General features: G+C 50.0%; 17 protein-coding genes and 2 pseudogenes. 6 read left to right on the forward strand and 13 right to left on the reverse strand.

Features of this window, described 5'->3' with window-relative positions; all coding sequences use genetic code 11:
• Positions 1-73 precede the first annotated feature (73 nt).
• The 4 genes from F1728_RS27460 to F1728_RS27475 are packed head-to-tail and all read right to left on the reverse strand — an operon-like array spanning position 74 to position 2,438.
• Positions 74-427, reverse strand: a complete 354-nt coding sequence (locus F1728_RS27460) for a DsrE/DsrF/TusD sulfur relay family protein (RefSeq protein ID WP_155366717.1) — start codon at positions 425-427, stop codon at positions 74-76.
• 32 nt (positions 428-459) lie between these two features.
• Positions 460-861 carry a rhodanese-like domain-containing protein gene (locus F1728_RS27465; protein WP_155366718.1) on the reverse strand — a complete coding sequence of 134 codons (402 nt, stop codon included), beginning with the start codon at positions 859-861 and terminating at the stop codon, positions 460-462.
• Positions 862-903: 42 nt separating this feature from the next.
• Entirely contained in the window at positions 904-2,052 is a 1,149-nt protein-coding gene (locus tag F1728_RS27470) for a cysteine desulfurase family protein (RefSeq protein WP_155366719.1), read from the reverse strand.
• A complete protein-coding gene (locus F1728_RS27475) occupies positions 2,049-2,438 on the reverse strand; it encodes an ArsR/SmtB family transcription factor (RefSeq protein ID WP_155366720.1) in 390 nt (129 codons plus the stop codon). Before F1728_RS27475 ends, F1728_RS27470 begins: the two co-directional genes overlap by 4 nt.
• 252 nt (positions 2,439-2,690) lie before the next feature.
• Between F1728_RS27475 and F1728_RS27480 the strand changes: the two are divergent.
• A pseudogene (locus F1728_RS27480) lies at positions 2,691-3,013 on the forward strand (YnfA family protein).
• A 93-nt stretch (positions 3,014-3,106) separates the two neighbouring features.
• Here the strand turns inward: F1728_RS27480 and F1728_RS31940 are convergent.
• The 9 genes from F1728_RS31940 to F1728_RS27520 all read right to left on the reverse strand — a co-directional run bounded on the left by F1728_RS31940 (position 3,107) and on the right by F1728_RS27520 (position 15,928).
• On the reverse strand, positions 3,107-3,646 hold the full coding sequence (locus tag F1728_RS31940; RefSeq protein WP_228030887.1) for a thioredoxin family protein: 540 nt from the start codon (positions 3,644-3,646) through the stop codon (positions 3,107-3,109).
• The gene (locus F1728_RS31395; RefSeq protein ID WP_194242553.1) at positions 3,600-4,007 is read right to left on the reverse strand and encodes an RND transporter; all 408 of its coding nucleotides are present in this window, start codon (positions 4,005-4,007) and stop codon (positions 3,600-3,602) included. Before F1728_RS31395 ends, F1728_RS31940 begins: the two co-directional genes overlap by 47 nt.
• A gap of 34 nt (positions 4,008-4,041) precedes the next feature.
• A complete protein-coding gene (locus F1728_RS27490) occupies positions 4,042-7,236 on the reverse strand; it encodes an efflux RND transporter permease subunit (RefSeq protein ID WP_155366722.1) in 3,195 nt (1,064 codons plus the stop codon).
• Between the two features lie 17 nt (positions 7,237-7,253).
• Complete coding sequence (locus F1728_RS27495; protein WP_155366723.1) at positions 7,254-8,897, reverse strand: efflux RND transporter periplasmic adaptor subunit; 1,644 nt, start codon at positions 8,895-8,897, stop codon at positions 7,254-7,256.
• Positions 8,898-9,751: 854 nt separating this feature from the next.
• Complete coding sequence (locus F1728_RS27500; RefSeq protein WP_194242554.1) at positions 9,752-11,425, reverse strand: TolC family protein; 1,674 nt, start codon at positions 11,423-11,425, stop codon at positions 9,752-9,754.
• Positions 11,426-11,564: 139 nt separating this feature from the next.
• Complete coding sequence (locus F1728_RS27505) at positions 11,565-12,257, reverse strand: ABC transporter ATP-binding protein (protein ID WP_155366725.1); 693 nt, start codon at positions 12,255-12,257, stop codon at positions 11,565-11,567.
• Positions 12,258-12,261: 4 nt separating this feature from the next.
• Positions 12,262-13,482: an ABC transporter permease gene (locus F1728_RS27510; RefSeq protein ID WP_155366726.1), complete on the reverse strand. Its 1,221-nt coding sequence runs from the start codon at positions 13,480-13,482 to the stop codon at positions 12,262-12,264.
• Between the two features lie 33 nt (positions 13,483-13,515).
• Complete coding sequence (locus F1728_RS27515; RefSeq protein WP_145190939.1) at positions 13,516-14,301, reverse strand: hypothetical protein; 786 nt, start codon at positions 14,299-14,301, stop codon at positions 13,516-13,518.
• Between the two features lie 955 nt (positions 14,302-15,256).
• Positions 15,257-15,928, reverse strand: a complete 672-nt coding sequence (locus F1728_RS27520) for a metal-dependent transcriptional regulator (RefSeq protein ID WP_155366727.1) — start codon at positions 15,926-15,928, stop codon at positions 15,257-15,259.
• 519 nt (positions 15,929-16,447) lie between these two features.
• Between F1728_RS27520 and F1728_RS27525 the strand changes: the two genes are divergently transcribed.
• From F1728_RS27525 to F1728_RS27540, 5 genes and pseudogenes are all read left to right on the forward strand, one after another.
• Positions 16,448-17,521 (forward strand): transporter, encoded by a 1,074-nt coding sequence (locus tag F1728_RS27525; protein ID WP_155366728.1) that lies wholly within the window; start codon positions 16,448-16,450, stop codon positions 17,519-17,521.
• A 405-nt stretch (positions 17,522-17,926) separates the two neighbouring features.
• Positions 17,927-18,137, forward strand: a pseudogene (locus tag F1728_RS32865) (IS1380 family transposase); the annotation flags it as partial.
• A gap of 222 nt (positions 18,138-18,359) precedes the next feature.
• Positions 18,360-18,899, forward strand: coding sequence for a hypothetical protein (locus F1728_RS27530; RefSeq protein WP_228030370.1), 540 nt, complete (start codon positions 18,360-18,362; stop codon positions 18,897-18,899).
• A gap of 8 nt (positions 18,900-18,907) precedes the next feature.
• The gene (locus F1728_RS27535; protein ID WP_155366730.1) at positions 18,908-19,447 is read left to right on the forward strand and encodes a hypothetical protein; all 540 of its coding nucleotides are present in this window, start codon (positions 18,908-18,910) and stop codon (positions 19,445-19,447) included.
• A gap of 17 nt (positions 19,448-19,464) precedes the next feature.
• Positions 19,465-20,844, forward strand: a complete 1,380-nt coding sequence (locus tag F1728_RS27540; RefSeq protein ID WP_155366731.1) for a hypothetical protein — start codon at positions 19,465-19,467, stop codon at positions 20,842-20,844.
• Positions 20,845-20,903: the final 59 nt, after the last annotated feature.

A 20,903-nucleotide genomic window follows, 5' to 3' on the forward strand; every position in this document is an offset into this window, starting at 1 on the left:
ACTCGCTGAGAGATAGGATCCAGATGAGCTTCGAATTTCTGAAGGGAGACTGTTAAAAACACATTGTGCTGACTTAGAAAACGAGTACCTTGTCGGCGTCCATGGTCCAGTTCGTCAGTTCGTCCAGACTACTGCGATGGCAGCCCTCGATGAGTTCATCCTCGGTGACTGCCCGTGCATCCATGCAGGATGCACAGACTCCCACTTCTCCTCCGTGCTTATGAAACTGCTGCAACATGAGCTCCAGATTGTAGTATCCCTGCGGGACCTTCTGCCCTGACCTGGCACACGCTGCAGCATCTCCCAGGAGAAAGACTTTCACCTCGTTTCCCGCCTTCCGAACGAGACTGCCGGCAAGCCGGAGACCATTGTAAGAATACTCGTTGCCGTAGGGTGGCCCGTTGAGAATGATCAGATAGCTTGCCATGACAGTCTCCTCGAATTGATTTATCAGACCGGTTATTCTTTGGCCTTCTTGAATCCGGCCGCAACCAGATCCTTATAGCCAGGTTTGAGTGGCCGCACGTCGTAGCCGTGTTTCAACAGGTAGTCCGCTGCTCTGCAGGAGCGAATCCCGACGGCACAGTGGGTATAGATGACTTGATCTTTGGAAATCCGTTTTGCCAGTACTGACTTAGAGATTCCATTACGCAACTCACTGAGTGGCAGAAACGTCGCACCTGCGATATGACCGTTGTCCCACTCACCTTTCTCGCGCACATCCACCAGGACTGCTTTGTCGTTTTCCACATTTTTTTTAACCGTCGCCAGCGAATCTTTGGTAGGCTCCGCGCCGTTCAGGGTGCTCACCAGCAATCCTGCAGTGACAAAAATCAAAAGTAACGGTTTCAAAGCATTCATTGTGTTCCTCAAACTTTCTTATTAATCGTTGTAAAAACAGGTCTACATCTTCTGTTCTGTACTCTTTCCTATGATCTGGATCAGTCCTTGCAGGACCTGGTCGATTTCAGATCGGGTAGTCGTGCGTCCCAGGCTGAAACGGACTGTCCCCAGACCAATCTCTTGTGAGACTCCCATCGCCGCCAGCACCGGGCTGATCTCTACGCTGCCTGCATGACAGGCTGAACCGGTTGAGGCAGCCAGCCAGGGCAGACGAGCCAAAATTTCTCCGCCGATATGGTCGGGAAAACTGACGTTAAGTGTGTTCGGCAGCCGGAGTTCCGGATGCCCATTCAGCACAACATCTTCACCGAATATTGATTTCAGTTTCTGCCAGAAACTATCGCGGAGTTCCCGGGTCTCCGTCTGCTTCAGTGTCTGCTGCGCGAGAGCACAGGCGGCTCCCAGCCCGACAATCTCCAGAATATTTTCTGTCCCGGCTCGGCGCGCAGCTTCTTGCCCTGCTCCATGCACGAGTGGCTCCAGCTCTAACCCCTCGCGTACGTACAGCGCCCCCACACCTTTAGGTCCATAGAGCTTGTGGCTAGCGACTGTCAGTAAATCGACGCCCAGTGCATCCAGGTCGACCGGAATCTTACCTACCGACTGAGCTGCGTCTGTATGACAGGGGATTTCGTTTTCCCTGGCGATCGCTGCAATCTCCTCAAGTGGCTGGATGGTGCCGACTTCGTTGTTCGCGTGCATGATTGAAATCAGAACCGTGTTTTTCCGGATCGCACGTCGTACCTCTGCAGGATCGACCAGCCCCTGACCATCTACGGGTACACAGGTCAGTTCGGCTCCCAGGGACTGCAGAAACCGACAGGGCTCCCGGATCGTCGGGTGTTCGATCTGGCTGAAGATAAAGTGCGGAACCGGAGTTGCTGACCGTTTCGTGAAATAAATCCCTTTCAGGGCCTGATTGTTAGATTCACTCCCGCCGGAGGTAAACACAATTTCCGTCGCATCACAGCATAACAGTGAGGCGACCTGTGATCGGGCTGTTTCAATCGCATCACGGGCGGGGACACCTGACCAATGCAGACTGGATGGATTACCATATGCTTCGCGCAGATAAGGCTCCATCGCCTCGACGACCTGATCCGCCAGGGGCGTCGTCGCATTGAAGTCCAGATAGACCAGCTCTCTCATTGGACTGCCTGTTGACGAGAGGTGCCTGGTAACTTCGCGCGTTTTTCCCGCTGGCGGGCTTTTTCCAGTCGTGCTTTGTGAGCTTGGATCTCTTCTGGAGTGCGTTTCACAACGGGCTCATCACGGCCCACTAACACTAGCATGTCTTTAACGAGTCGGGGACGAGACAGGTAATAGCAGCGGAGTGCCCCGTCCTGGGCATAATCAACCAATTTTGCATGCCGCAGCACACCCAGATGTTGTGATATATTAGCCTGTCGAGCCGGCAGAAGTTCTTCCATGTCCGACACACATTTGGGGCCTGCCAGCAATTCCTGCAGGATGGACAGTCTTGTGGGATGTGAAAAGGCTTTCAGCATTTCTGCTGCCGGTTGTGTATCGAGCATGGTTTTACCGCTTCACGTAGCTTTGTTCGAATATGCGATTGTCCGAATATAATAGGCGAAACAATCTTACTCTTCAACTGAAGAAGACATCCATTTACACGAGAGTGTCAGCAACGTCGCTCCCCATCAGGAAAACCGAGCGATAACACTGACTGGAATGGGCCCGAATTACAGAGATAATCATGACACGGGCAGAACGCCTGCAAATGAGATCTCTATATTTCACAATCTGGATGAGATATACTTGGCAGCATGAAATCGATTATCTGGTACCTGCTGGCTGCTTTCGCTGAAATCGGAGGATGCTTTGCATTCTGGGTCTGGATTCGGCAATCAAAAAGTCAATTCTGGATAATACCTGGAATGTTATCGCTGGCGTTTTTGCATACGCTCTCACCAGAATTGATTCGTCTCACGCAGGCAGAGCTTATGCCGCCTACGGAGGCATCTATATCGTGTCGTCGCTGCTCTGGCTCTGGGTTGTTGAGAAGACTCAGCCGGATCGCTGGGATGCATTAGGAGCCACTATTTGCATCTTCGGAACATTAATCATCCTCTTCGGACCACGCTCTTAGCGTGGATTTTCAGTGTCAATTGATCCTCTATAACATTTACGTTCTTACCCAGCAGATCATTAACAGAAAAGAAATGATTCAATAACTCTGCAGTTATTCGGAAATTTCTTTTGATAAGATCGACGATATGAGTTCGGTCAACTGTGCTTCGCTTTGTTTGCCGAGTCGACGCTTGAAGACCATTCCCTGGTGAAACAGAAGGAATGCGGGAGGCGCATCAATTTCATATTTAGCAGCAGTGGCCGGGTTATCGTCGATGCGAATTCTGAGGATCTTAACGCGCCCCGCAAATTGCTCTGAGACCTGTTCCAGGATGGGGACCATCTCAACGCAGGGGCGGCACCAGGGAGCCCAGAACTCCACCAGCACTGGCTGGTCAGCCTTAAGGACCCTCTGCTGAAAATCCGAATCAGTAACCTCCAGCAAACTGGATAGTGAAAGATCTGAAGCTGCATTCTGACAGCCTGGGCTCAAAGCGCACAATAGCAGTGCAACAGCACAAAACGGAACAGGTAACCCACCTGTGATGTAGTGGGTTACCCGACTGCACCGCTGAAGCGCTTTCGCGTTCGTCTGCGGGCGGATCTCATTTCTCCGTACGAGCAGGCGGCTTTTTTCCGAACTTAACTTCATATTGGGCAATGAATTTTTCTTCCAGTTCTGGATGATGGATGAAACACTGCGAATCGGGACGTTTATGCTCTTCACACCAATCCCCCTTCTTCTGGAAATCAGCGGCGAGTTTGGTATTACACTGGGCGCAGATTTCTTCGGGAATGCCGTGCTCAGCACACCAGAAACCGTGCAGGTTATGCCCCTCTTCTCTGTATTCGTGTTCATGATCGTGCCCTTCTTCGTCATGCTCATGATGTTCTTCTTCGGCCTTGGCCACGGGAGCGGCTTCCTCTCCACTTTTCGCACACCCCGTGATCACCAGAAGTCCACACACAATCGCTGGGATTGCCAGACACCGAGTCCATAATACGTCAGTCATTTTTTCTCCTTTGATGGTACATTGACCAGTAAAATTAAACCGAAGCCGTTTCCGGCACTTGCCTGGAATCCGGATTGTTCGGTTGCGTTGGTTCTGTAGTATTGTCATCGTCTCCCTCATCCTCGTTGCGACTGCCGGGCAGATTGAAGACCACGTACAGCACACGTAAAACGAGCAGACTCATAATCGTGGCACTGCAGACGCCACCAATCACGACCGTGGCCAGGGGCCGTTGCACTTCTGCTCCCATACCGGTATTGAAGGCCATGGGGAAGAAGCCGAGGCTGGCCACCAGCGTAGTCATCAGGATCGGGCGCAGACGGGTCATGGCTGCCTCCTCGACAGCTTCATTGAGCGAACTGCCTCTGCGACGCAGTCGACGGATGGTTGAGACCAGAAGCATGTCATCCAGTACCGCGACACCGGAGAGGGCGATGAAACCCACGGCCGCGGAAATCGAAAACGGCATGTCTCTTATCCAGAGAGCGAAGATCCCCCCGATCCAGGCGAACGGTACGCCGGTAAAGACGCGAATCGAATCGATAAAGTTATTGTAAGTCATGTACAGCAGACCGAAGATCAACAACATCGCGACCGGGACGACAATCATCAGCCGGGCCTGGGCACGCTGCAGATTCTCGAACTGGCCTCCCCATTCGACATGGTAACGCCCGGCAGGCAGGGTTACCTGTTCGTCGACTTTACGCTGCGCTTCAGCAACAAAGCTCCCCATATCGCGACCGCGGACATTTGCCTCGATCGTAATCCGCCTTTGATACCATTCCCGCTTGATGGTATTCGGGCCTTCTACGATCTCAATGTCAGCGAGTCGCGACAGGGGAATCTGCTCTCCCTGAGGAGTGGCTACCAGGATCGATCCGATAGCGTCAGGGTCGGTCCGTGCCTGCTCAGGAAGCCGGATGATCAGCGGGAATCGCAGTTGTCCTTCATAGACTTCTCCTACATGCTTGCTGCCCAGTGATTCCACCAGGTCGAGTACGGTCCGTGCCGGAATGCCATAACGGGCGATTTCATCCTGGTCGATGTTAATTTCCAGCACTGGCTGACCAGTGACCTGTTCCACTTTTACGTCGGCAGCCCCCTCGATTGATTTGAGCACCTTCTCAATTTCAGAGGCTTTGGAGACCATCAGGTCAAGGTCGTCCCCGTAGAGAATCGCAGCCACGTCTGAACGGACCCCGGAGATCATTTCATTCATCCGCATTTCGATGGGCTGGGTCATCGCCAGACGCGGGCCAGGCAGATCGCGGAGTTCTTCCTGAATCTCAACCGTCAGTTCTTCCTGCGTGTCGGCGCGCGTCCACTCACTTCGGGGACGCAGTGTGACGAACAGGTCGGTCAGTTCCGTCCCCATGGGGTCCGTGGCAACTTCCGCCATCCCGACGCGACTCCAGACGTGCACGATCTCGTCTGGAAACTTCTCCAGCAGAACTTTCTCCATCCGGGTGTTATAGCGGATCGTTTCTTCCAGGTCGGTTCCCGCCAGACGAACTACATTGATCACCACTGCCCCTTCCGACAGGCGCGGGACAAATTCAGTCCCCAGATTCGGGGCGATCAAGCCAAAAGCCACAAACAGGATCGTGAGCGCAAAACCGATCACCGCTGCTTTGTGGTGCATGGTGAACCGCAGCACTGGTGCATACAGCCATTTCAGCACCCGGATCAGCAGTGGTTCTTTTTCCTTGAGATTTTTCGGGAGGAATAGGCTGGCGAGCACAGGCATCAACGTCAGTGAGAGCACCATTGACCCCGCCAGGGCCATTATGACTGTCAGTGCCATGGGACGGAACAGTTTCCCCTCGACTCCTTCCAGCGTCAGAATTGGCAGGTAGACGATCATGATGATCAGCTCGCCGAACATGGTAGGCTTGCGGACTTCGATGGCAGCATCCCGGATAATCTCCAGTCGACTGCGACCATCGGCGCCGTGTGCCAGACAGCGGACACAGTTTTCAATCATCACCACGGAACTGTCTACAACCAGACCGAAGTCAATTGCACCCAGGCTGAGCAGGCTCGCTGCGATGCCGAACTTCAACATGCCCGAAAAGGCAAACAGCATCGAAAGAGGAATTGCCAGGGCCACAATCAGACCGGCTCGCAGGTTCCCCAGAAATATAAACAGCACCGCAACTACGAGCAGACCTCCTTCGAACAGGTTCTTCTGCACGGTGTCTATCACGTGGTCCACCAGTTCGGTACGGTCGTAGACAGTCTGAATTTCCACGCCCGCGGGCAGTGTCTCCCGGATTTCTTCCAGTCTGGTTTTCAGAGCGTGAGTTACCTCATGGCTGTTTTCCCCCATCAACATGAAACCGAGTCCCAATACTGCTTCTCCCCGGCCATTGGCGGTCACCGTTCCACGACGAATTTCATGCCCTATCTGCACATCCGCCACATCTTTGACCCGAATTGGAACTCCGTCACGAGACGTGATGACCACATTTTCAATCTGTTCCAGATTGACGGTCCGTCCCACCCCATGGACCAGCAGCATCTGGCTGCGATCGGTAATCGTCCCTCCGCCGACATTCTGGTTGTTTTCGCGGAGGGCCTGGGCCACCTGGTCAAAGGTCAGTTCGTGTTTGATGATCTGATCCGGATCGAGGCGTACCTGGTACTGCTTCTCATAGCCCCCCCAACTGTTGACCTCGGCAACTCCCGGCACGGAACGCAACTGAGGTTTTACGACCCAGTCATGTAGCGTTCGCAGTTCGGTCAGACGTTTGACCCGTTCTTCGTTCGGTAGACGGGAAAAATCGACTCCTTCGTAGGTCAGAACATAGTGGAAGACTTCTCCCAGACCGGTCGAAACCGGTCCCATCTGCGGTCGCTGGATTCCCTCTGGAAGCTGAACTGTACTCAGCCGCTCACTGATAAGTTGCCGCGCAAAATAGATGTCCACTCCGTCTTCAAAGATCACGACCAATTGTGATAAGCCAAATTTCGAAATGGAACGCAAATCCTGTAGACCAGGCAGACCGCTGATTGCCTGTTCGACCGGGAAAGTAATCTGCCGTTCGACCTCATCGGGTGAAAGCGCCGGTGCCACCGTATTGATCTGAATCAGCACCGGCGTCGTGTCGGGAAACGCATCGATGTCGAGGTGTCTCAGTGAGATCACTCCGACGCCAGCAAAAACCACGGTACACAAAATGACCAGAGCACGGTGGCGCAGTGAAAAATCAATCAGCCAGTTGAGCATATGATTTCGATTCCCTTCTATTCAGCGCAACAGCCTGCTCCGAGGCTGTTCTTGAGAAGTTGTGCCCGCAAAACGTCGCTCCCCTGGGTCACGACGACTTCATCAGGAAGTAAGCCGGCGATGATTTCCACGCGATTGCCGTTAACGAATCCAGTACGAACGTTTCGCAGCTGAAAGACTTTGGGGCTCTCCGGGCTGTCGAAGTAATGCTTATTTCGAACAAAGACCACCTGACAACATCCCTCCCAGTGCACTGCACTCCGGGGAATCACGACCGCCTGTTTTTCCTGTCTCAGAATGATCCGGCCCGCGCCAAAAGTCTCATCGCGAAGCTGCCCTTCCGCATTATCGATTTCCGCCCTGACCTTTACCATCCGCGTCTGTTTATCAGCGGCAGTACTGATCCAGCTCAAGTTCCCGGTAACTTCCTTACGGCTTCCATTGGGTTGAAATCGGACCTGCTGTCCGACCTGGATCAAAGATGCCTCTTCCAGAGGAACATTGAGTATCAGCCACATCCAACTGGGATCAGCCACTTCAAACAGGGTCCGCTCCGGAGTGACGACCTCACTGGAAACGACGTTCCGCTCCGTAATCACACCGTTCATTGAGCTGCGAACCGGGATCAGGTTGGCTGAGGCGGTCTGTGATCGAAACTGCTCTGCCAGTTCGTTGGGAAAACCCAGGAAACGCAGGCGGTCGATCATGGCCTGCTTGCTGAGATTTGCAATCGAAGAAACGTCCACCGACAACCCCAAATTAGCCAGAGCCTGTTCGACGCTCAGAACTTCGGCCTCTTCCTTTGCTAGAATAGACTCTGCTTCCAGGATGTCTTTGCCTGCGATGGCCCCTTTTAGTCCATTCAAACGTTCAAAGTTTTTGCGTGCCAGTTTTTCAGCGACTATCGCTTTTACCAGATCCGCTTTGAGAAGTCCTACTTCCGCCGCGTCAACCACCGCCAGGATTTCTCCTTCCTGAACCTGGTCTCCCACATTTTTTAGTACCCGCCACGCAGTACCCGGCACGCGTGAAGAAAGATTGGCCAGACGTGTCGGGTCATAGCGGATTTCTCCTGTTCCCGATACCCACTCTGTTACAGATTCCTGGTCGACCAGTTCTACATCAACGCCAGCCTGTTGAACCGCCTCGTTGGAAGCAAACTGGATTCGCTTCTGATACACCTTGCAGGCGGCATTATTGTCTGGTCGCTCCCGCAGTGCGAGAGCACGATCAGCTTGTTGCATTGTTGCCTTAGTAATCACCGGTGTCTTTTTCAGTTCAGCGACATCGGGATTGTGCAACGGGCAGTTGTTGACACCATGCTCGGTACACCAGCCATAATCGGGGCTGGCAGGCATCAGGTCAGGGTTACAGATCACACACTTGGATTCGGGAACCCCGTGCTCTTCACACCAGTCCTTGAATACCAGCTTCGCCTGTCCCGTTAATTCTGCAAACGTCGGGATTTTCCAATGGTGGGTATGTCCGTAGTAACCGATGGCGACTAATACAGACATGACAATGATGGTGGGTAACCCATCCAGAAACCAGCGTCCGAGCTTCCAGACCAGTCCGTGGGGACGTTGATCAGTTGGAGCTGGAGTGTCGGGAGAAGACGTATCTGGATTAACAGAGGGTCGGCCTATAACAGATTGACTCATGAGATGTCCTTTCTTGCTCAATATGTTGAGAAGCAGGAGCCTGATAAAACGGTTTTTAAGCGATTGGAAACAGACACGGAAGTCAAGAAATCACCGCAAATTCAGCCGGAATCACGGACGATCAAAATCGACGGACTCCGGATAATCTACGATGCTCGTGTCGGACGCTTTAGAGCAGATAGGCGGCAGAAAGATGACAGATTTCCCGCCCAGAAGAGAGCGGCGGGAAGTGACAGCCTCGATTAGCAGTGTGCCTCAGACAGACGAGCCTGAATGACATGTGGGCAACGTCATTGAGGTCGACGACGAGAAATTCAGAGAAAGAGCCAGCATCGATCAGGCTGGGACAGTCAACCACAGTAGCGATCACGGCGCCCCCGCAAAAACAATTCGGCTGATTACCGTCCTGAGGGCACTTCGGTTGGACTGGTCTTTGTTCCTGGTTCTCAGAATGCTGATCCTGTTCTTCAGAATCTCTGTGATGGCAACAGGTTGCACTTGCAGTTTCCTGAACGGATACCGATTCAGACAGCGCAGCAACACAAGACCCCAGACATATGTCCCTACAAGGAAGATAGGGACATATAATCGCCAGGAAGGTCATTAAAATATTGATGGTGTGCTGCATGTACATACAAAACCCTGTTTGCCTAACTAATTTTAAGTATAGTCGGACTGATATTGGAGATCAATACTGTAACCTTAGAAATACAATGTGACGATCTCCTCATAGTATTGAGATCAGAGCCTGAAACGAGCGCCTTCTCCAGGTTTCCTGTCCTGAAAAAGACCTGCTTCAGATCAAAGCCTTGTTGTTCAAAAGTTGCTTCATACTTAATTGAGATGATGGACCTCTATAGTGCCGCAGGAGCAAAGTTACTCAAATTAGCGTTGCTTTGTTTCTGTAACTGCTGCTGAACTGCACGCAATCTTCCTCCGCCCCCCGCATCCTGAATTGCCGTTCCGATCGTCGCCGGGTTCAGGCCTCCAGTCATCTGCAGCCCTGATATTTCGACAGCCAGTCGATGTGCCCGGTTCAATGCATCAATGTACTCCAGGTTTGACTGGAAGTTGCTCTGTTGTACATTGAGTACGGCTAGAAAACTGAATTGTCCTTTCTCATAGCCTTTGATCATCAGTTCCAGCGCTTCCCTGAGTTCGGGCAGCACTTCTTTTCGCATCTGTTCTGCCTGGTTCCGCGCCAACATGTAATCTCGATATGAGGAGATCAACTGATCGCGCAATACCAGACGCACCCGTTCCAGTTCGCGCTCGGATCGGTTTACTTCGGAAACGGCATTATAGATGCCCCCTTGATTACGATTGAAGAGAGGAAGTGGAAGTGCTACCAGCGTATTAAATGTCGCGTAGTCTCCGATCGAATTGTAATCAGTAACAAATTGTAAAGTCACATCTGGAACTGGGACAGCTTCAGCACTGGCAAGCTGTCCGCGGGCGACACCGATTTGGCTTTCCGCCGTGAGCAACTGAGGACTTTCGGACAATAGACGCTGCCATTCCGACTCCAGATCAAATTCCGGTAAATCTTCCTCCGGTTGCATGAGCTGACTGACCGGTAATTCCGGACAGCCCACGATTACAGCGAGCTTCTGCCAGGCAGATTCGAAATCAGTATGCGCATTCGTCAGCGATGCACGAACTGTGGCGTTTTGCGCTTTCGCCTGCAACATATCCGTCCTCGGAACTTGCCCAGCCTTATAGAGTCTCTCAGCGGCATCCAGTGTCTGTTGTGAGAGTTGGGCGATTTCTTTCACCAGTTTTAATTGTTCCTGTGCTCCCAGCACATCATAGTAGCGCAACCTGACATCATTGATGACGCGCATCTGCTGAGCATCGAGCTGCAGTTGTGACGTTTGGATACCATAAGTTTCTGTTGCCTGGGCTTTATCCAATTTCCCTGCTGTAATAAATGTCTGCTGCACAAGAATACCATTTGATTGCGTATCACCATTACTGCTCGCTGTGGAGTTGACATACCCTACGGTTGGGTTTGGATAGAGGCCTGCCTGGGTCCAGTTCCCCCGTTCTTTCTCGATCTCCGCTCGTTGCAGAGCCATGGTGGGATTGTTCGATAGTGCTATCTGTTCAAGTTCCTCCAACGTCATCGTCTGGCTGGTTGGTGTTAATGGATTTTCCGAAGAATCTGTTTCTGGTACGTTCGGGCCTCCTGCCGGTGGTACAGGTGGTGGGATTTTACCTTCAAAAACTTCATGGTATGATGTTAAAGTCAATTTTTCTCTCGATTCGGCATGTGTCGTTTCTGCAAAATTATTGACTTCGACTTCAGAAGTAGATTCAGCTATCTGTGCAGCCTGTGACTGGCTGTCCTTGATGCCAACCATCTGCCTGTCTTCCTTTATTGAGCCAGCCTGATGGGCAGTCATCTGTCCACGATCTGAGGCACAGGAAGTTAAAAGTAGAGTGGGAATCAGGATCAGTCGAAATGATCTAACTGAATGTGATCCAAAGCTACTGAGTTTAATTAACTTTTCCGGCATTCCATGCATCACAGTTCTCCTGAACCTGATAATTCTAATCTCATAATCCATCCCAACGTATAATTTTGAGATGTTCTCGTTGGCCGATTCTCGAGCCCTCTCTTTGTAAGAGAGAGCTCGAGATAGACCGTCCAATAAAAGTCTTTCTTTAAGCTGTTTTCAACAGATTCTGGTCTGAACCTGCCTGGATGCGACCTTCAGAAAGACGTAAAGTTCTGCGGGCACACTCCGCAGCAGACAAATCATGTGTTACCATGATGACCGTGCGACCTTCCTCGTTGAATTGCCGCAGGAAAGCAAGAACCTGATCACGGGTCTCCGGATCAAGGTTCCCTGTCGGTTCATCAGCGAGGATGATCAACGGGTCGTTGGCCAGCATGCGAGCCAGTGCGACGCGCTGTTGCTGACCAATACTGAGTTCACTCGGTTTATGATGCAGTCTATCCTGCAGCCCAACCGTGCCCAGCAATTCCTCCGCCCGCTCCTGTTGCTCTGTTTTAAACTTTTGTGACAGCATCATAGGGACCTGAACATTTTCAATCGCGGTCAGATAAGGCACCAGATTGAATGTCTGGAAGACAAATCCAATCTTATTCTGTCTGACTTCAGCGCGCTGCTCAATCGGCAAATCATAAATTGATACGTCGTCGAGCAGAATGCGGCCTTCAGAAGGGGCCGACATTGCCCCCAGCATGGAGAGCAGCGTCGTTTTTCCGCTCCCGCTGGGACCGATGATCGCAGCGAACTCACCTCGCGCGATTTCAATAGAGGTCGAGTCTAGCGCGACCACTTCGTGCTGTTGCTTACAATATACTTTTTTAACAGATTCTAACTTTAACATTTAGTTATACCTCCTTGAAACAGAGACAGGGATCGAGGCGGGAAGCCTGGCGCGCCGGAAAATAACTGGCAGCCAGAGTGACCAGCACCGCAACCGTAGAGGCAACGATTGCCAGACTCGGGACTGGAAACACTGCTACACTCGCAAATACAGGTCCCAGAAAGACTGCTATCAGACTTCCCAAAACATAACCGCTAATCCCCCCGGCCAGGCCCAGCAGAGCCGCTTTTGCCAGGAACAACTGCGTGACGAATCTCGGCGTGGCCCCCAGAGCCATCAGCGTGCCGATTTCGCGACGACGTTCTATGACGTTCGCAAAGCTTGCACTCGCCATACTCGCACCACCGACGGCCACCAGAATCACAAGGAACAGGTACGATAGACTTGTCATCATCCGGTTAATCGAAACCTGAGTTTCGACCACATTGGCGATCGTCACCACCTTGGTACCGGGCAGTAATGACTGCAACTCCCCTACCAATCCGTTAGCGACGTCTTCGCAGCAGCCCATGACTTCAATAATATTCACAACCGGTCCTGTTCCTGACAGCCGTTGCACGGTATGCAGGTGGGCGAACACCCGACTGTCATCGACGGTCCCCGTCGAGGGAAGCACGCTGAGTACCTCAAACGTTTCCCCCAGAAGTTGGAGCTGGTCCCCTTCTTTCAGTCCCTTACTGGCGGCAAAATCAGAACCAAGCAAAACTTCAGATTGATTCAGGTGTTGCAGAGCCCTGCGTTCTGCCAGGGAGTCTGGAGCGTCCAGATTTTCATCAGCCACGTTAATCTTAGCTTTACAACCTTCATGCTTTTTGAATAGCATGCCGCCTCCCGACCAGGCATTCATCTTCTGTATTTCGGACTGTGGCAGGATGCCCGTCAGAATCACGTTGCGGTCGTCCAGTTTGGTGGGGACACAGAGTTTGGGGGTAATCGCTTCCACTCCGGTCAGTCCCGCCAGTGCCAGTTCAGCCACGTGTTCTTCTGGGATGGTTTCCTTGTGCATGTCTGCAGCATAATAATCCTGCAGTGTGACGCCTTCGGGGAGAATCAGTACGTTCGCTCCCAGTTCGTCAAGTTTACCAGCAACCTCCTGTTCTGAGAAAATTGTAACGTTGCGGATCGCTACCAGCGCTGTCACACTCAAAATGATTGCCAGCAGGCTGGCGATCAGCGCCGTAGGACGCTCTTTCATTTCTTTCCAGATTATTGTTCTCATTGTCATGAGAGACCTCCTTAAAGTATATGATGCAATGGTTTATTTACAGTGTTTGCAGCCTTCCACGCCGCAGCTTTTTCCAGCTTTTTTCAGCTCGGCAATCAGCTGCTGGCTGGTCACACTATTGTTGAACTTCCCGACCATCACACCAGGAGGTGCCATAAAAATGACAGACGAGTTTTGTGAGTCAGGCACTCTCAGTTCATTCAAAAAGTCGCGTTCGGTCGGCTCAGATTGTGAGACGGTAATTACTTCAACCGCGTTTTTGTAACAGGGCATCGATTGGAAATTCTGAACCCCATTGGGAATTCCTGTACTATTTGAGGCATTCACACACAGTAGCACCATTCTACGGTTCTGCAGATTCAACATGCACCGGGATTTGGCGGGGGATACGAATGCCTGCTGAATATAGTCAGCGTTGATCTGTTTCACATAGGAACCGGTGACCGCCCCATTGGGAGCAACTGCCAGCGTAAGCGGCATGGGCGCGCGTGAGACTCCATACTGTTCAACAATCTTGCGTTCCTGGGGATCGCCGGTGTTAACCGCCACAACGGACGCTGTGTTTTTGTCGGACAGATTCTGCTGCAGTGTGCTCCACATGCTTTTGGTGGTTGTATCCTGGTCTTTCCAGAACATGATAAACGTGTATTTATTCTGTTCCGCTGCGGAAGCACGTGATGCTTCCGCCTTGCTCAATGATGCCACCCGGGGCGTATTTTGAGCCGGGGAAACATTCGACATGGAAACCAGAAGAGTGCCTGCGGCCAGCAGACGAATACCATTATTTTTGAACAGTTTTAAAAAAGTGTGAGACTTCATATTATAAACTTCCTTACCTGTTTGTTGATTATGCTGCGATTTTGATCTGCAAAAAGAGGTAATGGGCTCGACCTGTAATTGCGCGCAGAAGCAGCGAAATGCAGTCTGATTTAAACAGACACAGGCGCAGCAGTTATCATTTGAATCAGAATTGAATTCAAAGAGACGGTCAGCAAGATTGCTGTGGACAATTAGTGACCGTTACTGCCAGTAGGCAAGCGAGCCCGAGAGAAATTTATAAGCGCAGCGGGAGTATTACAGCCGCCTGTGAAGTGTCATTCGCTACGTCATTCAGATGAGTTACGAAGTGGCAGGACTGATCCAGATTAACGACCAACGTCACCGGATGGGTGCAACTTTCCAGATGCACTACCGGCCCAACAGAGGCAAATATTTCGTCAGAAACATGACACGTACAGGGACATTCATGTTCTTCATCCAGCGGCAACTGCTGCTGGACTCCCTGTCTTTGATTCCACCGAGCACAACAGAAACAGGCTGTGGAAACAGCTTTGCAGTCACCGGATTCGTGCTGAACTGATTCTCCCTGCGCAGCAAATCCATGTCCCCAGCAGACCGGGCAGGGTTGCAGTAGTAGAACGATCATGAACAAGCGAATCAGTTTCATCACACATCTTAGCGAAAAAAAGTTTTACAGCATTCTGCCGGCTTGAAAGACTTTAGATAGACCTCAAGCAATCAATGGATTTTATATCCTGTATCCCTCGTAATCATACAAGACAAGCACTTCTAGCATCGACATGCGAAGTGCTGCCGCTTGATCACAACTGGATAATAATACTGGTTCTGTCGATTAGTCTAAAAACTTTCGACAAAGGCAGCGAAAACCGTGTAATCAATGCATATCCCCCATACATCCAGAGAGGGGATAAGGGTGTTGAATCCTAGGTTAATTAGTAAGATCTGCCAAGATCAAAACAGGGATGATATTAACTTAGTGGCAGGGCTTTACAAGCACCCCTCTTGCAACATCATGTCCAATCGCACATCGCCCCTGAAAAGTATCCAACGTGATCACACTGACCTCGGATGAAATATGATGGATCAGAATTTCAGAGTCGACGAGAACACCAATTTCTGAGAGATATCTCAGCGAATCTGCAGCCTGCAAATCGATCCGGACAACCTTGAGTGACTTGCCAACAGGAGCATCTGTCAATCGCAGAACCTGGTGCTCAGGCATCGATCCATCCTTTTGTGGAATGGGAGCATCACCTGGGTCATATTCAGGATGATTCAAAAAGTCATCGATATAATCAATCAGTCTGTCAGAAGCACAAGGCTCCAGTTGGAAGGCGTCTTTCTCCAGTGTTTTCCAGGTGACTCCCAACGACTGGCAAAAGAAGAATTCGAGAAGTCGACGCCGACGGACCGTACGGAGAACCTGTCTTCGACCGCACTCTGTCAGGATGGCCCCTTCATATGAGATTAAGTCGATCAACCCTTTTTGGGCCAGATCCTTCAGTACGCTACTGACTGTTCCGTTGGTAACTCCAATCGCTTTAGCAATCTTTCCGGTCGTGGCACGAGAATCATCTCCAAAAGTAGCGATACTTTCGATTGCCCAGAGATAGTCTTCAGGACGCGTCCGACGAAGATCACTCATTGTGCTCCCAATCTTAATGCAGGTACAAATATTCTTTGCAATTCAACCTCGGTTTTTTAATTACGCCAGAGATTTGTGAGATTGCAGTCTGCGATGACTGTTTAACTGGCGATCTGTCAATAAGATACTTTTCTTAGGCAACGTCTTCTGATAACCAGATGCTGTGCTCAGGATTTCGATGCGCTGTCTACCGGCCTAACAGATAGTTGCGCGTACTGAATGCACCACGCACAATTGTAGCATGCGCTACATCAAACCCCGACAAATGTAGCTTATGCTACAATTTGTGTCAAGCATAGAGAATCATCGCTCTCTGTATCCCCCGAATTGGCTGTCAGACCGGAAGTCGTGATGGAGAATTGCTTAAAAAGGTCGGTTTCAACCGGCAATTTTAATCAACAATCTTCACCGAAAGTCCGTGTGTCTGACATTTCCTCATTAGTCTCATAGTTTTGGAATACAAAAACCAGGGTTTTGGAATATCAAAACCGATTTACCCGTCGATCCTTATGACAATTAGTGATCACGAAAGTATCAACAGAATTTGTATCCCCCCCAAAATCAGCAAAAACTCTAGAAAGACTCAAATCGATGATACTCCGAATACTTAACAGTTACTGCCCATATCAAGTTTTGGTGGTCTGTGCGGTTCTGGCAGGAGAGCATTTGTACCAGCCTCCCCAGGCAATTGCCGATCTTCCGTTTGAAAATCCGACTCCCGCCTGGCACGAAAATATTACTCCAGTTTCAGATCAGGAGTCTGGTTTGCGCCCGCTTGAACCTGCCTCGATCTGTTCTGACAATGAATGCCAGCCCAGAGGCACCCTATTTCAATGGAGTTATGGAACCAGTTTTTCAGGAGGCCCCGATCTTGACGAACCTCTAGTCACTGACCGACCCGATTTCACTGAAGCGAGTTCAACTGTGGGCCGGGGAGTGGTTCAGCTCGAACTGGGATACACCTACATCTATGATGACGATGGTACTGCTTCTTCAAAATCTCATTCTTTGCCCGAACCTCTTCTGCGTTATGGTATCCTGGCAGACTGGCTGGAATTCCGACTTGGCTGGAACTATTCCAGCGATCAACTTGCTCAACTAAATGATATTTCCGGTAGTGAAGATCTTTACCTTGGCTTCAAAATTGGACTGACGCCACAAGAAGGAATTCTACCTGAAATGGCGGTCATCCCGCAGATGACTGTTCCCACAGGTTCAGATCAATTTACAGCGGGAGAAGTACTGCCCGGCTTAAACTGGATTTACAGTTGGGAAATCAACGACTTCATTTCGACGGGAGGCAGCACCCAGTTCAACCGCGCCATCGACGAAGTCACCACGAATGCCTTTACCGAATGGGCTCAATCATGGACAGTCAGTTACACTTTGACTGAAAAAGTAGGTGCATATACCGAGTGGTTTGCGTTTTTCCCTCAAAGTGCTGAGACTGCAAAACCTGAGTATTACTTTAATGGCGGATTTACCTATCTGATCAACAATAATGTGCAATGGGATATCCGGGCAGGCGTGGGGCTGAATGAAGCAGCTGACGACTACTTCGTTGGCACGGGGATCTCAATACGGTTTCTATAAGATTTCATCTGCTCATCACATTGTGATCGGCGCACAACTCACATCTAGAACAGTTCGAAAACTTGATCGTCCCTAAACGGTCGATAGTAGAAACAGGACTTCCCCAGTAATAGTGGTCGAGTTTTGACGCTTATGAATTAATCCACTTAGCATCAGATTGAGTTGTTCACATACTCCAATCTGCACTTTCATGAAATAGAATGCCAGTGAACGCACACGAATAGTGGTCAGTTCACGCATTCGCAGCTCGGCCCGTTCTCAAGAACACTCTGGTAACGGTGACTGGGCCGCGAGAAGCCGAGCATCTGGCAGGCACGCCGCTCACTGACTTCGTATTAAACCTGAAGTTCCTGCACCAGAGTTCGACGACGAGCGGGCCTCACAGTTTTTTTTGAGAACGTCCTAGAGGGTACCTGCCTGGAACATCTCGAACTGCGACGAACCGACGGCGTACCTTGATGCACTGGGAGCTCAGCGTAATCCTGATCCGACATCAGCGGGTGACTTCTGTCGACGGTTCAGCGAAGCTCACATTCAGAAACTGATGGACGCTCTTCATGAGCCACGTTTGAAAGTCTGGCAGCAGCAGCCCGACAGTTTCTTAGACCTGGCGATCAGCCTGCTAGCTTGACCATGGCACGTCCGAACACTACTCTATAGGATCACCTACTCGGACAGCGTACCAAAACTATAGATGCAAGCTCGATTAACCAAACGCAGTTGACTAGAGGAGTTTTTCATCGAAACACGATCGTATTATCTCGATGCAATTCGCCTGCTATTCATATTTGTTGCAGGTGGCGAACCACCTACAGGAGCAAATTCGGAAGGGGCTTCTTTGGTTTTTGCTGGGAATACACGCCTTTGTGCTTTTGATTTCTGGATGCGGTACCCTGACTATCTTGCTGACGAACTACTTGAGCGATTTGACCAGACCGGTGATAAAGCTTATCTCACTTTAGCTGAGAAAATATTTTCGAGTGAAGAACCCGATCTTCGCCGATTTCCGATGATTCGTTGGCGTTTCGGAGCCTACGAACGAATGGATGATGCTTTGTCAATTCTGCTTTCGCGTGGTCTCATACGAATCGGTGGTCGTAAATTAGTTGATACCGTACTTGAGACAGACTTCTTTGTTATGCCGAAAGCGATCCAAACCACCACGGATATCATATCCGAATATCCAACGCTTCAGTGGTATATTGATCGTGCTAATCTGGTCGCGGATATCGCAAATGGTCGTGGTGGTGCAGCACTCAAGAAGCGGCAATACCAGCGTATTGAATATGCGGACACTGCGCTGGGTGAAATAATTCCGTCAATCACAAACGATGTCCTCAATCGACTCGAAGAAAAGTTGAATCGAGTTGCAACTTAAGGCAAACGATGAATCAAAAAAACGTAAACCGTGATTGGGTCACATCGATTGCAGAACGTGCTGACGCGAACCCAGATAGTGTTGAGCAAATTCTTGCTGATTATCGAATTCAAGCTTCGCCTGTTGTACCAGCTCCTCGACGACTTCTGCTAAAACGTATTCATTTTTCTGGGATTAAAGATGGCGTCGATTGCTCAGGCGAATTCGAATTTGAGTGGGACAAACTCGATCATGGGCTATGGGCAATCCTGACCGACTCTAACCTGAAAGGGAAATCATCTGTCTTAGAGGTTGTGCGATGGTTACTTCGCGGACGACCAACCGCCAACCTACAGGATGACGTTCGTTCTTGGATTCGAGAATCATCGCTTAGCTTTCAACTAGATGAAGTCGATTACAAAGTTGAGATTCAGTGTGGAGACGATGTCACGGGCAAGCTGAGTCGTTTTTCAAGATCTGGAAACAAACGGAAGATAGGATGGTTTGGGAACGAGCTTGAATTTGAGGCGGTGATGTCGGACTTTTTCATGCGCGAGTTCGCGATGTAGCTGACGCAAAAGACGAAGTGTATTTTGAGCTAGGCATGTCCTGTCTTTCTAAGGCACTTACGTCGATTGAATCAAACGCTGTTGCTGCTGAACTTCAGGACGCTCGATTTTGGTTCAACAAATCTCTCGCAAGCCCGTTAGGTCGACCAGATTCAACTCTTTTTTTACTATGCACGGAAGTTCTAACTGAATTTTCCGTGGGAGAGCTGAATGGATCAGTGGAGTCGCTTGCTAATCAAATTGACAATTCTGTCCGTGATCTGATTATCTCACATCGGTCTAAATTTGATCCACCATGGCTACGTGCACGGACCTTCGAGGTCCTTTTGTGGGAACAGCTATCACAAGCCCTTCGCGGATTAGAGAACGAATTGCTTGAACCATCTTGGTATGAGCCAGCTGTCGTTATCGAACAATTTTTGTTGCCGATTTATAGTGCGAGTCGAACTATTCTAAAACTGAACCAGCTTGGTGGCATCGAATCGCTTGTCAGGCCGAGGATTGAAGGATCCTTGGCAGCAGTGGCAGGTCAAGCTCATCTGATGCGCAAATGGTTTTGCCAAAATCAATTCAGCGAAATCGCAAATGACGCGAAACATCTTTTAGAACAAGCTGATAAACTTGTATCGAAATATTCCGATGATCAGATACTCTTTGGTAAACAGAGTAATGGCCTCATTGAATCTCTGATTACTAATTCAAATCTCACTGCAAATCACAAGTCATTGATTATTAATGCAATCTACGATGCTTTCGAGGTTCATATGACTAATCTGACGAACGCTGAAACAATGGTAATTGAAACATGCCTGTTAGCTGTTGCGTCACAGTCTGACTATCATAAATCGAAAGATTCAAAACAACTATTCAATGCTATACTGCTTTGGACCATCACTTTTTTACACGCTCGCCTTGAAATGACTGTGAGGGATGAACCGGCTATCGCTTACCTTTTCAAACGAGCGGATGGAAATCTTGCCAAGGAAGATGATCTCCAGAGTGATTATAAAAAATTCATGGAGTCTAATGTTGCTGGCACGAAGATTGAAGTGATGAACGTTGGCGGGGGACGAGCAGATGTTTATTTCCAGTTTTCGGCAGAAAGAATTGTTGTCGAAGTCAAACGAGATTCAAAAGATTGTTCTTTCGATGCACTTGAAAAAGCATATTCATCCCAAGCCATGGATTATCAGAACATTAGCGCACGGCTGGGATTCTTGCTTGTTCTGGATCAAACCGATAGGGATGGAGCAGCAATGCACATTTCAGAGCTTGTGAAGTCGGTTGAGCTTATTCGCAAAGGAGAGACTCAGCCTAGGTTCCTCGTAATTATAAAGGTGCCTGGAGAACGTCTGCGTCCGAGCGAACAGACAAAACTTGCAAAAAAGAAAGGGTGACTTTAGGATTTTAGACAGTGCAGTATTCTTCATGGGTTTTGAGCGAACTTTTGTAACTT

This window comes from Gimesia benthica (assembly GCF_009720525.1).
In the GTDB taxonomy this organism is placed as follows: domain Bacteria; phylum Planctomycetota; class Planctomycetia; order Planctomycetales; family Planctomycetaceae; genus Gimesia; species Gimesia benthica.